General features: G+C 48.7%; 11 protein-coding genes. All 11 read left to right on the top strand.

The features are described 5' to 3' along the window. Positions 1 to 43: 43 nt before the first annotated feature. The 11 genes from K9N57_05870 to K9N57_05820 all read left to right on the top strand — a co-directional run bounded on the left by K9N57_05870 (position 44) and on the right by K9N57_05820 (position 13,486). Positions 44 to 898: a 3-hydroxybutyryl-CoA dehydrogenase gene (locus K9N57_05870; GenBank protein ID MCF7803695.1), complete on the top strand. Its 855-nt coding sequence runs from the start codon at positions 44 to 46 to the stop codon at positions 896 to 898. A gap of 337 nt (positions 899 to 1,235) precedes the next feature. Next, entirely contained in the window at positions 1,236 to 2,378 is a 1,143-nt protein-coding gene (locus K9N57_05865) for an acyl-CoA dehydrogenase (protein ID MCF7803694.1), read from the top strand. Positions 2,379 to 2,843: 465 nt separating this feature from the next. Beyond that, on the top strand, positions 2,844 to 3,953 hold the full coding sequence (locus K9N57_05860; protein ID MCF7803693.1) for a leucine dehydrogenase: 1,110 nt from the start codon (positions 2,844 to 2,846) through the stop codon (positions 3,951 to 3,953). A gap of 28 nt (positions 3,954 to 3,981) precedes the next feature. Beyond that, positions 3,982 to 4,410: a transcription antitermination factor NusB gene (gene nusB, locus K9N57_05855; GenBank protein ID MCF7803692.1), complete on the top strand. Its 429-nt coding sequence runs from the start codon at positions 3,982 to 3,984 to the stop codon at positions 4,408 to 4,410. A 5-nt stretch (positions 4,411 to 4,415) separates the two neighbouring features. Continuing rightward, entirely contained in the window at positions 4,416 to 5,132 is a 717-nt protein-coding gene (locus tag K9N57_05850; protein MCF7803691.1) for a metallophosphatase family protein, read from the top strand. A 379-nt stretch (positions 5,133 to 5,511) separates the two neighbouring features. Continuing rightward, positions 5,512 to 8,532: a preprotein translocase subunit SecA gene (gene secA / locus K9N57_05845; protein MCF7803690.1), complete on the top strand. Its 3,021-nt coding sequence runs from the start codon at positions 5,512 to 5,514 to the stop codon at positions 8,530 to 8,532. Between the two features lie 836 nt (positions 8,533 to 9,368). After that, a complete protein-coding gene (locus K9N57_05840) occupies positions 9,369 to 9,902 on the top strand; it encodes a hypothetical protein (GenBank protein ID MCF7803689.1) in 534 nt (177 codons plus the stop codon). A gap of 25 nt (positions 9,903 to 9,927) precedes the next feature. Then, a complete protein-coding gene (locus tag K9N57_05835; protein MCF7803688.1) occupies positions 9,928 to 10,146 on the top strand; it encodes a hypothetical protein in 219 nt (72 codons plus the stop codon). Between the two features lie 88 nt (positions 10,147 to 10,234). Beyond that, positions 10,235 to 11,464, top strand: a complete 1,230-nt coding sequence (locus K9N57_05830; GenBank protein ID MCF7803687.1) for a hypothetical protein — start codon at positions 10,235 to 10,237, stop codon at positions 11,462 to 11,464. Between the two features lie 46 nt (positions 11,465 to 11,510). Beyond that, positions 11,511 to 12,899, top strand: a complete 1,389-nt coding sequence (locus K9N57_05825; GenBank protein ID MCF7803686.1) for a PAS domain-containing protein — start codon at positions 11,511 to 11,513, stop codon at positions 12,897 to 12,899. 44 nt (positions 12,900 to 12,943) lie between these two features. After that, positions 12,944 to 13,486: a cob(I)yrinic acid a,c-diamide adenosyltransferase gene (locus K9N57_05820; protein MCF7803685.1), complete on the top strand. Its 543-nt coding sequence runs from the start codon at positions 12,944 to 12,946 to the stop codon at positions 13,484 to 13,486. Positions 13,487 to 13,793: the final 307 nt, after the last annotated feature.

Below are 13,793 nucleotides of genomic sequence, written 5' to 3'. Positions count from 1 at the left end.
AGCGTCTTCGCGCCTTTGCGAGAAACGCAACGGGAGGTATTGTATGGGGGAATTCAGAACAGTTGGCGTTGTCGGTGCCGGGACCATGGGCAACGGCATCGCTCATGTATTTGCTTTAAACGGGTATGAAGTCACGCTGGTGGATGTGGAAAGCGAATACCTCCAAAATGCTGTTAAGACGATCGAGAAAAACCTGGGACGCCAGGTGAAGAAGGAAATTATTACACCGGATGCGCAGCGCCAGACGATGGACCGGATAGTAACCTCCACAGAAATGGCATCTCTGGCCGGGACGGATTTCATCGTAGAGGCGGCTACCGAAAACCAGAAGGTGAAATTTGATATTTTTCGCCAATTGGACGAGATTACTTCCAGTGAGGTGATTTTGACAACGAACACCTCGTCCATTTCTGTCACCGAAATCGCGGCGGAAACGTCGCGACCGGAGCGAGTCGCCGGGATGCACTTTATGAATCCGGTGCCGGTAATGAAACTGGTGGAGGTTGTCAGTGGGTTGGCGACAAATGATGAAACGCTGCAGGCAATTCATCAACTCGCGGAATCGCTGGGAAAACAGCCGGTGCAGGTGCAGGACTATCCGGGATTTATTTCCAACCGGGTATTGATGCCGATGATCAACGAGGCGATTTATGCGCTGATGGAGGACGTGGCAGAGAAAGAGGCCATCGATGAGATTATGCAGCTCGGGATGGGGCATCCAATGGGACCTATCCAGCTGGCAGACTTCATTGGCCTGGACGTCTGCCTCTCAATCATGGAAGTGCTCCACGAGGGTTTCGGAGACGACAAATACAGACCATGTCCTCTCCTGCGGAAAATGGTGGCGTCTGGAAGGCTCGGCCGCAAGACAGGGCTGGGATTTTATGAGTATGAGTGAAAGACCAGGGATGGGGAATAAAGACAAACAAGTATTAACGTGTTATAGTGTTATGGGGTTACCGTTGCTGTTTGATAATCGCAATCCTACTCATAATCTTAATCGGTTTTGTTTGGATGGGAGAGGAGAAAAAAGATGAATACCCAACCGATAAATGTCCAATGCCCAATATCGAATGTCGAAGTGCCCTATCCAATCCAGATGGAAGAATGAAGGAGTAGATTGACTACTGAAACAGAATTATGACACGTGAACACTGTAACACCACAACACTTTTTGTTATTTGAACACTCAAACACCGGAACACTCTAACACTGTTTGTATAAAGGAAGAGCAAATGGATTTCACACTCTCTGAGGAACAACAAATGATTCAAAAGACAGCCCGGGATTTCGCCGAATCGGAGCTGGCGCATGATGTGGTTGACCGAGATGAGAAGGGAATTTTCCCGGAGAAGGCAGTAAAACAGCTAGGGAAGATGGGATTCCTTGGAATGATTACGCCTGAGGAGTATGGCGGCGCCGGCTTTGATATGCTGAGCTATGTGCTGGCCCTTGAGGAAATTGCCCGGGTGGACGCGTCAACCTGCGTCATTATGTCTGTCACCAATTCGCTGTGTCAGTATGTCATTACCGCCTTCGGCACTGAGGAACAAAAGCAGAAATACCTGCCGCCGCTGGCATCCGGGGAGAAGCTCGGCGCGTATGCCCTGAGCGAACCGCAATCCGGCTCCGATGCCGCAAACATGAAGACCATCGCTGAGAAAAAAGGCGATGTCTATGTTCTGAACGGCACCAAAAACTGGGTCACCAATGGCAAGTCTGCCGGGACCTATATCGTGTTCGCGCTGACAGAAAAGAACGTCGGACACAAAGGGGTTTCGGCGTTCATTGTGGAAAACGATTTTGATGGTCTCACCACAGGTAAAAAGGAGGACAAACTCGGTATCCGGAGTTCGGATACCTGTGAATTAATTTTCAACGATTGTGAAGTCCCGGCGGAGAACCTTCTCTGGGAAGAAGGCAAGGGATTTCGCATTGCACTGAATACGCTGGACGGCGGCCGAATCGGAATTGCAGCACAGGCGTTGGGAATCGGACAGGCGGCGCTGGACAAATCTCTGGCCTATGCTAAAGAGCGGGAGCAGTTTAATCGATCGATTTCGGAGTTTCAGGCAATACAATTTAAACTGGCACAGATGGGGACGGAGATTGAGGCGGCGCGTATGCTGACGTATAAAGCAGCGGTGAAACGAGACTCCAAAGAAAAGGCCACCAAGGCAGCGGCTATGGCAAAAATGTATGCCGGGGATACGGCAATGCGGGCGGCAAATGAAGCCGTGCAAATCCACGGCGGCTATGGTTATATTACCGAATACGGGGTGGAACGCTTAATGCGCGATGCAAAAATCACCCAGATTTATGAGGGGACCAATGAGATTCAGCGGGCGGTAATTGCACGGGAGCTTTTAAAAGAATAGATAACAACAGTGTTAGCGTGTTCAAGTGTTATAGTGTTACCGTTGGTACTGTTTCTTAATCTTAATCATCCCGTAGGGCTCCCCTTGGGATAATTTTACTCTTAATCTAATTTGAAAGGAGAGGGAGTAAGGAAAAGTGAGAAAGTAGAAAGGAAAAAAACCGTTGGTCGTTCATGGTTCTCCCCACAGGAACCAGGCCAAGGTTGTTTGTTGTGAGGAAGACATTCTGTATGGTGGATTGCATTATTACACTGGTAACCGAAACAAATACTAATAAACGCCCGCTAAACCAGTCATGAGCCTGGTTGAATGAGCGGGGACTACCCGCAGGTGAGACAGGATTGACACAGGGCTATGGACGTGAGACACATGACGATGTTAACTTTAGCACGATAACACCATAACACGTTAACACGCGGTTAATGGAATACATGAACACTTCTTAACTAAACAGGGGATGCCGGTATGGCCATATTTTCCGAGATAGAAAATCGGGACCACGAACAGATTGTCTTTTGCAGCGACAAGGAAGCCGGACTCCGGGCGATCATCAGTATCCACGATACAACGCTGGGGCCGTCACTGGGTGGCTGCCGGATGTGGAATTATAACAATGAAGAGGAGGCACTCCGGGATGTGCTCCGGCTCTCCAGGGGAATGACATATAAAGCATCAATCGCCGGGTTGAATCTCGGTGGCGGAAAGGCCGTGATTATCGGAAATTCCAAGACCGATAAAAACGAGCTGTTGTTTCGGACGTTTGGCCGGTTTATCGAAGGATTGGGTGGACGATATATTACTGCTGAAGATGTCGGGACTTCTGTCCGGGATATGGAATGGGTGCGGATGGAAACAAAGTATGTTACCGGCATCGCCCAGGCGCATGGCGGCAGCGGGGATCCCTCGCCGGTGACCGGATTGGGAGTCTTCACCGGAATGAAGGCATGTGCGAAACGGGTCTACGGTTCCGATTCGCTGGCAGGCAAAAAGATCAGTGTGCAGGGATTGGGGCACGTGGGGCAGAATCTGGTGGAACGACTCGTGCGGGATGGTGCGACGGTGTATGTGACTGATATCGATGAGGAAAAAGTTAGCGAAGTGGTGAAAGAATACGATGTAGAAGTGGTGGATACCGACGATATCTATGGGCTTGATGTAGACATTTTTTCTCCGTGCGCATTGGGCGGTGTGATAAATGATGACACTATTCCGCAATTAAAATGCGACATTGTGGCCGGTGCGGCCAATAACCAGCTGGAGGATGAATCCAAACATGGGCATGTGCTGAAAGAGAATGGAATTCTTTACGCGCCGGATTATGCAATCAATGCCGGCGGGCTCATTAACGTGTACAATGAACTTGAGGGGTACAACCTGAAGCGGGCACTGCGTCAGGCTGAGGGGATCTATGATATTCTGAACGATATTTTTGACCGGGCGGAGGCGGAGGATATTCCGACGCACTTTGCCTCAAACCGGGTGGCAGAAGATCGCATTAACAACATTGGCCGGATAAATAATATTTATATCGGACATCCAACCGGCATCAATATAGAAACGTCGAATCGCCGGTAGGACTTTTGGGAGGGAGCAGAACCAGATTATGCAAGGACGACGCAAGGCGCGAGAGTGTGTACTAAAAGCACTCTATGCGCAGGAATATACCGATGAACGTATGGAGCAAGTGGTTGAGGATATTGCCGAGCGGGAGGCGCTCCCTTCGGAGCAGCTGGAATTTACGAAAAAACTGGCGCTGAAAACCCATGTGAATGCAGAGGAGTTCGACGAAATGATTATGGCAAAATCCGAGCACTGGGAGTTCGGCAGAATTGCTACCCTTGATCGATTGGTACTCCGCATTGCCATTTGCGAGCTGATCCATTTTGACGACATTCCGCCGAAGGTCAGCGTCTCTGAGGCCATAGAAATTGCCAAAGAATACAGCACGGAGAACAGCGGAAGTTTCGTCAACGGAATTCTGGATTCCATCATGAATGATTTGAAAAATGAGGGACGGATTTTCCTGGAGTAATCGCTATGCGTATCGCCATTCTCTCAGATATGCACGCCAACCGCCAGGGACTGGATGCCGCACTCAAGGCAATATCTTCCAGAGATGTGGATACCCTCTGGAGCCCAGGCGACTTTGTGGACTACGGCGCTGATCCCGCTTATGTGATGGACTGGGCAATGGAGAACGTCGAGTACGCCGTCCTCGGCAATCACGATGCAGCGGTTACCGGTCAGGAATCGCCGGAATATTTTAACAAGTACGCCCGGGCAGCAATTCCGTATACCAGAGAACATCTCACAGAGCGTCATCTTGACTGGCTGGAAAATTTACCGTATGCAGAAGTACAATATGACGTCCGACTGGTACATGCCTCACCCGGTTCTCCCAGAGAATGGGTGTACATTATGAGCCCCTCGCACGCGCTTCAATTCTTTAAAGAGTTCAACGAGCAGGTCTGCCTGTTCGGACATACCCATGTCCAGGTGATCTACGATTCGGATGGCGGTCTGCATTACGAAGGCATTGTGCAGTTGGAGGACGGCGTACAGTATCTGGTGAATCCCGGCAGTACCGGTCAGCCCAGAGATGGCGATCCGCGATGGGGCTGTGCCATCTACGATACCACCGAGAATACTGTAGAGCTACTGCGGGGAGATTATGATATTGATGCAGCCGCTGAGGCGATTTACAGTTCCCGCTTACCCGAATTCCTGGGTGAGCGACTTTACCGGGGACGGTGAACCGAAGGCGATTTGGAACGTTCATGACTGCAATCCGTATTTTTTCACGGTGAAAGTCAACAGTATCATGCTGGTATTTCTCTCTTTAACGGTTGAATACTCGTGTTTTTCTGATAAATTGGTACGATGGAAGTGAAAATTATAAAATTGGAAATTACACAGATTATTAAAGAGAGTAAGTTGCGGAGATATTATTAAGCAATATTGAATATTGCGTATTGCGCAAAGGAGCCTTTCCTGTCGGTGATCGTCTTCGACGTTTCCGGCAGTTAATCTACGTAATACGCAGTACGCAATACTAAATAGATTACGAGATTGCAGATAAAAATTCTACGAATATTGAATAATAACAAAGTGTTAAGAGGGAACGTAACCACCTATGTTTGAATTTCTGACTAAATTATTCGGTACCAAATCCGACCGGGAAGTGAAAAAACTCCGCCCGATAGTGGACGAAATTAACCAGATATACGAGACGCTGTACGACAAGTCCGACGAAGAACTGGTTCAGCGCACCCGGGAGTTCCAGGAAGAACTCCGGGAGGCAAAGGACGATGTGAAGGAGGCGTTTGAGGACGAGCTGGACTACGATGAGCTGGAGGATAAGATCCACGAGGCACAGCAGCCGATTCTGGATAAGCACATGAACGAAGCCTTTGCCATAGTGAAGGAGACCTGTCGCAGATTGGTCGGAGAAAAGTGGAAGATCACCGGTCAGGAAATCGAATGGAATATGGTTCCCTACGACGTGCAGATCATCGGTGGCATTATTCTGCATCGCGGAGATATTGCAGAGATGAAGACCGGTGAAGGGAAAACGCTGGCGGCTACCATGCCGGTGTATCTGAACGCACTTACCGGGCGGGGAGTCCATCTGGTGACGGTAAACGATTACCTCGCCCGCCGTGATGCCGAATGGATGGGTAAAATTTACAAGCGCCTTGGGTTGACCGTAGGATATATCCAGAACGAGATGAATCCCCAGGAACGGCGCGAAGTCTACGAAAAGGACATTGTTTACGGTACCAATAACGAGTTCGGCTTTGATTATTTGCGGGATAATATGGCCATCCGCAAGGAAGATCAGGTCCACCGCGGTTATCACTACGCCATCGTAGATGAGGTGGACAGCGTCCTGATTGACGAGGCGCGGACACCGCTGATTATCTCTGGTGTTGTCGAACAGGAACAAAAGGATAAGTTCTCCGATATCCGTCCTCTGGTGGAACGCCTGATGCGGGAACAGCGGAAGCTGGTAAGTGAACTCGTTTCCGATGCAAAACGGTTGTTCGAGGAAGGTGAAGAATACGAAGGCGGCATCCAGCTACTGCGGGCGTCCCGCGGACTCCCGAAACACCGGCAGGTGTTAAAGATGTTTGAAGATCCCGGGATGAAAAAACTGACGCGCAGAGTGGAAAACGATTTTATGCGCGACAAAAAGATGCACGAAATAGATGACGAACTCTATTTCAGTATTGACGAAAAAAGCAACGTCATCGATCTGACGGATAAGGGCCGGGAGACCATTGCACCGGACGATCCGGAAATGTTCGTGATCCCGGATCTCGGGACAGAGATTTCCAAATTAGAGGAGGAAGAAGATCTTTCTCCCCAGGAGAAAGCAGAGCGCCGGGATGAGATACAGCGGGAGCACAGTGAACGTTCGGAACGGATTCATAATATTACGCAGCTCCTGAAGGCTTACACATTATTCGAAAAAGATGTGGAGTACGTGGTCCAGGACGGCAAGGTGATGATCGTGGACGAATTTACCGGTCGCGTGATGCCGGGCCGACGGTTCAGCGACGGACTGCATCAGGCGCTGGAAGCGAAAGAGCGCGTGAAGGTAGAACGCGAAACCCAAACACTGGCGACGATTACCCTGCAGAATTTTTTCCGCCTTTACAGCAAACTTGCCGGCATGACCGGTACCGCAGCGACCGAAGCTGGTGAATTCAAAGAAATCTATGGCCTGGACGTGACCGTGATTCCGACGAACGAACCGGTGATCCGGGACGACAGGGATGATAAGATTTACCGGACGCTGCGAGAGAAATATAATGCGGTCATAGAAGATATTGTCGAATCGAACAATAAAGGCCAACCGGTGCTGGTGGGTACGGTAACCGTAGAAGTTTCCGAGAAACTCAGCCGGATGCTTAAGCGGGTTGGCGTAACTCACAATGTCTTGAACGCCAAACACCACAAGCGGGAAGCGGACGTAGTCCAGCGCGCCGGACAAAAGGGGGCTGTGACCATCGCGACCAACATGGCCGGCCGCGGAACCGATATCAAACTGGGTGAAGGCGTGGTGGAGGTCGGTGGTCTGCACATCATTGGAACCGAGCGGCACGAAGCCCGCCGGATCGATCTCCAGTTGAAGGGGCGCGCCGGACGCCAGGGTGATCCAGGTTCCTCCCAGTTTTATCTTTCTCTGGAGGATGATCTGATGCGTCTGTTCGGTTCTGAACGGATCTCCAATGTCATGGATCGTCTCGGATTAGAGGAGGGCGAAGTCATCCAGCACGGAATGATTACGAAATCTATCGAACGGGCCCAGAAAAAGGTGGAAGCCCGAAACTTCAGTATCCGGAAACACCTGCTGGAATACGATGATGTGATGAACCAGCAGCGGGAGGTCATCTACAGTCGGCGGAACCATGCACTCCGTGGGGAGAATCTCCGCGAAGAGATCATGAATATGATCGAGGATTACGTCGACGGCTTCATAGAGCACCACATGGATGAGAGTACCTATCCCGAGCAGTGGGACTGGGAATCTATCCGGATGGAACTGCTCAGTGTCCTGACCATCGATGTCTCCATGGATGACTTCGAAACGTTCGACGTGGACGCTATGCGGGATTACATCGTTGAGCAGGCCAAGGCCGCCTATGCCAATAAGGAGGAGGCCGTCCCGGACGAAGTCCTGCGCCAGATCGAACGGTTTATCTATCTCCGGATTATCGACGATGCATGGAAAGATCACCTGTACGAGATGGATCAGCTGAAAGAGGGGATCAATCTCCGGGCGTACGGACAGAAAGATCCGCTCATTGAGTATAAGAAGGCCGGGTTGGACATGTTCTTTGAATTGTTAGATCGGATCAACAAGCAGACCCTGCAAACACTTTTCCGCGCCCAGATTACCAGGGAAGAGGAGCAACGGGACGGCTTCCGTCCACAGGTGAAGACCCGGATAACAGGAATGCAGCATGAGGAATCCTCCGGAATGGGCTTTCAGGGCGTCCCCGCGGAACAACAGGCAGCTCAGCAGGCCGGCGCGGGTGAGCAGCAAGCCGGCAAAACCAAGCCTCGAACCGTGGAAGACGAGCCTGGGAGAAACGATCCATGCTGGTGCGGTAGTGGCCGGAAGTATAAGCGGTGTCACGGGAAGTAATAGCAACAACAGAGTTAAAGTATTTGAGTGTTCAAATGTTAGCGTCCCTCCTAAATACGCAGTTCACCATGGGAAATGTATAATTAGTCCCACTACTGGAGTGGGGAGAATTCCGGGTTAAATTTCCAATATCTACCGGTAAGTCACGAAGGGATGATACGAGATTATCACCTAGGTGGGCGCATTACTTGTTTGGGTATATTAAAAGATTGGCCAATATTAGCCAATCCATATAAAAAGTCTCGTAAACCCGCTTCATTTAACCTGAATGATTCATAAATCGAAATAAATGTACGAATTTTAGGCGTGCTAAGATCAATATTTTCAGTTGAGTAAGGACATTCCATGGAACGTCTCTCCTTGGAACATTTCCAATACTTTCTCTGGTTCGGAATAGCCCACCGAATATTTGTTCTATTGGATTCCCGAAAAATGAGCTGGCATTTTATGAATCATTCAGGTTAAGTGTTCTAAGACTACCTTCACGGGTAGTGAAAAATAATAATCACAAAAATCAGTAACTAAAGTGTAAAGTTTGCAATCCTTTGGTGGCTTGGTTCTGTACTTTTTAGGGGTAGGGCTTAAATCACCTGGCAGTAATCCGCCACAAAAATATACATATTCGGTCAATATTAACCGGGTAGGGTTTTGGTGTGGCTAATATTGATCTCTTCATATGGTATAGTTTAATGTTAATTAATATGATTTAAATAGAATATTAACAGTAATATAAAAGGTAAAATACTTCTATGAATAATGGGTGGCATATGGTTTGTATATAATAGTAGCGTAGGAATTGAGAACCCCCCACAAGAACCACACAAAGGAGAACTGTCATGAGATTTTTAACGCACAAATCGATCGCGGCAATGGTTGTTATTACACTGGTGGCACTGGTGAGTTGCCAGAATACACCGATGCAGCCCCAGTCGGAGACGGCAGCCGGAATTCAGTATGTAAAGGCAAATCCGGAGGTTCTGGGTTTGGCCAAAGGTGAGTTGAGTGTCACGGAAGTTGTAACGAAGAACAATGGCGCCGTCCTCGGCGGTGAAGATATGCACGGAAACTATGTCTCCATTCCCGGTGGCGCCCTGGATGAAAACATGACTATGACTTTCAGTATTGACGTCACGGAAGACGGTGTGCTGACATTTTCCGTTGAAGGCGCCGGCGTGGCTGAAGACGAACATATCTATTTCAACGATGGCCAGACCGCAACCATGGCAGTGAATAAGGATTGGCTTTCAGATGAACCTGATATAGCCGTGCTTATTGGTGCGGATGAACAATATACCGTTTCGGAAACTGCGGAATCTTATCTGGTTGAATTACCGCATTTTTCCAGATATGCCTGGGGTATATTGGAATAGATTAATTTACTCAATGGGAGATTATATGTATATCGAAACAGCACAAGACGCAACAGTGATGACCAGGGAACGATTCGAAGAGGAGAAACTGATCGCCCTTCGGGTCGATACACTTCCCACAGGTATTGAACACTCAATTAACTCCGATAATAACACAACAAAGGAACCAGCCATGAAATCCAATAAAGAATACACCACCTATCACTCGGAAAATAACTGCCGCGACTGGATGTTGATGGACTAAACATCAATCCGGAAAGAACAACTCCCGGAAAAGCCGGCCCAATAGGGCCATTTTAACGCTGTTGACTTGAGAGATGTAAAATTTTCAGATGGTAGCGAATAAAACAAATACCAGCCAGTTCCTCAGTAAACTCCTGGATGTTGCCGGGAAGTTCGGCGAAGACGACCTCGTCGATAATTTCCTCTACATTAAGAAGGAGCGGGAAAGGTATCTCCAGGAGCAGTGGAAGGACGATCTGGCTGATATCGGGCCGGCTATTTTCCGTGATATTGACTACGAGCACCTGATGGTGCTCCTGGAGAGGAAACTCTCTACGCACGATGACTTGCTCTTCCAGTCGAAGCTGGCGTTTGCGAAAGTCTGCCTCCAGTTTAATCAATTCGAGAAAGCCTATTCCATTTTAAAGCCATTAAAGAAACTGAAACTTGATCCGGAGAACAATGCAGACATTGAGATGCACCTCGGCAGGTTGGATCTGTTGCGGAACCAATATGAAGAGAGTATTGTCCATTATAAAAAGGCGGTGGAACTCTACTCTTCCGTAGACGAATACAGAGGACAGGCTCGTGCCTACAATAATCTTGGTATCATCGCACATGAACAGTGGCAGGCCGAAACTGGCGAAGGCTATTTTGAAAAGGCGAAAGCGCTTTCGTCCGACCATGAAGATAACTATACCAAAACATTTGTTAAAATGAATTTAGGGATTGTTAAAGCGCTTAAAGGTAATCACGATGAGGCGTTGACCATCTTTGAATCATTATTAAAAAATGAAGCCGGATATGACAAAAATGTTAAATTACATTTAATAGTTAATATTGGAGTTAGTGCTAAAGATTCCAACAAATTAGATCATGCGATTCAGGTATTAAATAATGCTGTTCAATTGGCGAATGAGTTGAACAATTCTAGATTATTAGCACTTGCACGCCTTGCATTAGGGGAAGCGTACATTTATATCAATGAATATGAAAAATCTGATTTGCAGCTGGTTAAAGGGTTTAAACTTTTTTCACAGATTCATGATAAAGTTAATATGGCAGATACCTATCGTATCTTTGGCTTGTTGCACTTGGAAAACGACCAGATCGAACTCGCCGAATCTGAAATCCAGATTAGCATCAGGATCAATAAGGAAAAAGGGAATATTCCGAACCTTGCAGAATCGTTCCGGACTTATGCCAGGCTGGATGAGGTGAAGGGTGACACAGAAGCACGCAAGGAACATCTGCAAAAGGCACTGTCGCTTTGCGAGACCATGCAGGCGACTTTTCGGGCGCAGCGCATCAAAGAGGAACTCGATCAACTAGGATCTTAGCATCCTTCGGGGAATACTTTACTTCATTTTGAATTGTTGAGGGGATATGTTTTCTGCACAGCTTTGGATAGAACGGGATACCGGGTATGTAACCAAATCCGATACCAACTTTAAGGATTGGATTTCCAGGGATACGTTCGAAGATGTCCACATCGATAACTTTTTCGATACCACCGAAGGTGCATCGATATTTGAGCAAATTCAGGAGCGGTTGCAACATACCCAGTTCCACTTTATCCATGCCGTACCGAAGTTTGAACGATTTCGTTCCCGTCAGGTCGTCTGTTTTGTGGACGCAAGGGATAACTTGAATGAGGAGTCGCTAACGTTATCCATTTATCCGCACCGGGAACCGACGGATGAGTTGGACGCCCAACTTGAGGATCCGCCGACACAGCTGTTTGATACGATTACAGATTTCTTATTAGTCTGCGCGCCTGATTATACCATCAAACGTGCAAACCGTGCTGCGAAAGCAGTCTATGGGGGTGTCGAAGAGATTGAAGGACGCAAATGCTACGAGGTCCTGCGAGACAAAGACCATCCCTGCCACGATTGTCCGTTACCCCGGACGTTGAATACCGGAAAAATGACGCCGTCGGAGTACTTTGATTCCAATCTGAAGGAATTTCTGGAACTCCGTACGTATCCGCACATCGACGAGGAAGGGTTCTTTACGGACTTTACCATCCTGAGCAGAGTGGTCTCACAGCGGCGGGAAATTGAGGGAGAAACCGCCCAGAATAAAAAACTGCAGGCACTCGGCCAAATGGCTTCCGGGTTGGCACACGATTTCAATAATATGCTGACCATCATCCTGGGACGGGTGCAACTACTCAAGTCCCGGTTAAACGAGCCGTTCGTCCTGTCCAACCTCAAGACCATCGAAAAGGCTGCTTTCGACAGTACGGATATCATTCAGCGCCTCCAGGATTTTACACGAAAGCGCTCCCAGGACGATCCCGAAATCTACGACCGGATCCCCGTCAATTCCGTTATTGAAGATGTGGTGAATTACGCCCAGACCCGGATCGACCGGTTACGGAAACAGCAGGGGCTCCGCATCGAAATTGAAACCCAATTGCGCGACATTCCTTCCATTGAAGGGAACAAGGCGCAGCTCCGGAGTGCGCTCCTGAACGTCGTATTCAACGCGATCGATGCCATGGAAATTGGCGGTGTCGTCACCATCTGGACGGAACAAGTAGGCACCCAGGTGGAAATTGGAATCTCTGACACGGGCATCGGGATGACCAAGGAAGTCCGCGAGAAGATCTTCGACCCGTTCTTCACCACCAAGGGTGAGGAAGGCAATGGGCTCGGACTCTCCGAGGTATACGGTATCGTGAATCAGCACAACGGTAATATCAAGGTGGAAAGTACTCCCGGCGAAGGCACTACAATGCTGCTTTACTTCCCCGCAGGTGTCTCGTAATTTTCTCTCGTTGTTTCAACCCATAAAATCCGGGCGAGACGATCATGAAGATCTATACCAGGCGTGGTGATGGCGGTAAAACCAGTCTGTTCAGCGGCGAACGGGTACCAAAAACCGACGAATTGATTGAAGCGTATGGAACGGTTGATGAGCTGAATTCATCACTGGGAGTCGTCCGCAGCTATTTATCTGATCCACTGGATGAATTTGATTCCGAATTGCAGGCCATCCAAAATATCCTGCATGTGATTTGCGCAAACCTGGCCAATACCAGTGAGAAGAAAAAACCGGAAATCACTCCGGAGCATATTGAATCTTTGGAAGCACGGTGTGACTATTACGAGGCGCAGTTGCCAGATCTTAAAAAATTCATCCTGCCAGGGGGCTCCATCATCGCAAGTAATCTGCATATGAGCCGTTCCATCTGCCGGCGCGCCGAACGCCGGACGGTGGCTGCCGACGACGAGTATGAGGTGAATCCCGCTGTTATCAAGTATCTCAACCGCCTTTCCGACCTGCTGTTTCTCATGGCGCGCTATGCGAACCACGCCGGGGACTACCCGGAGCAACATCCGGATTACGACTGAGTTTTTCGTATCGAGTATTAGTCTTACCTGTCACACCCAAGTCCGTACAATGCTGCCTTGCAATGCGTGAAAACAAATCACTTCGAAGTTTCTCACTGAAGATTCCCACCTGAAGGGTATCTCGTCATGTACCCTCTCTGGATTCATTAATCAGATCCATCGACTTCACTGGACTTCGGGGCACTCGGTCCGAAAACGCCTGATTCCGGTTATCCCGAAGGATTCCCTCCAGTGTAAGTAGGTTTTCCCCAGGGGATTCTTATGGGCAGTTTATGAACCTCACCAACCTGAGTACCTTAATATTCTG

The sequence above is a fragment of the Candidatus Neomarinimicrobiota bacterium genome (genome assembly GCA_021734025.1).
Lineage (GTDB): Bacteria > Fidelibacterota > JAANXI01 > JAANXI01 > JAANXI01 > JAANXI01.
This window is presented reverse-complemented; position numbering and strand designations above follow the sequence as displayed.

What these genes read in the sequence shown, in the direction of transcription:
- K9N57_05870 (MCF7803695.1), top strand. Translation starts at nt 44, where the DNA reads ATGGGGGAATTCAGAACAGTTGGCGTTGTCGGTGCCGGGACCATGGGC.
- K9N57_05835 (MCF7803688.1), top strand. Translation starts at nt 9,928, where the DNA reads ATGTATATCGAAACAGCACAAGACGCAACAGTGATGACCAGGGAACGA.
- K9N57_05820 (MCF7803685.1), top strand. Translation starts at nt 12,944, where the DNA reads ATGAAGATCTATACCAGGCGTGGTGATGGCGGTAAAACCAGTCTGTTC.
- K9N57_05860 (MCF7803693.1), top strand. Translation starts at nt 2,844, where the DNA reads ATGGCCATATTTTCCGAGATAGAAAATCGGGACCACGAACAGATTGTC.
- K9N57_05850 (MCF7803691.1), top strand. Translation starts at nt 4,416, where the DNA reads ATGCGTATCGCCATTCTCTCAGATATGCACGCCAACCGCCAGGGACTG.
- K9N57_05840 (MCF7803689.1), top strand. Translation starts at nt 9,369, where the DNA reads ATGAGATTTTTAACGCACAAATCGATCGCGGCAATGGTTGTTATTACA.
- K9N57_05865 (MCF7803694.1), top strand. Translation starts at nt 1,236, where the DNA reads ATGGATTTCACACTCTCTGAGGAACAACAAATGATTCAAAAGACAGCC.
- K9N57_05825 (MCF7803686.1), top strand. Translation starts at nt 11,511, where the DNA reads ATGTTTTCTGCACAGCTTTGGATAGAACGGGATACCGGGTATGTAACC.
- K9N57_05830 (MCF7803687.1), top strand. Translation starts at nt 10,235, where the DNA reads ATGGTAGCGAATAAAACAAATACCAGCCAGTTCCTCAGTAAACTCCTG.
- secA (MCF7803690.1), top strand. Translation starts at nt 5,512, where the DNA reads ATGTTTGAATTTCTGACTAAATTATTCGGTACCAAATCCGACCGGGAA.
- nusB (MCF7803692.1), top strand. Translation starts at nt 3,982, where the DNA reads ATGCAAGGACGACGCAAGGCGCGAGAGTGTGTACTAAAAGCACTCTAT.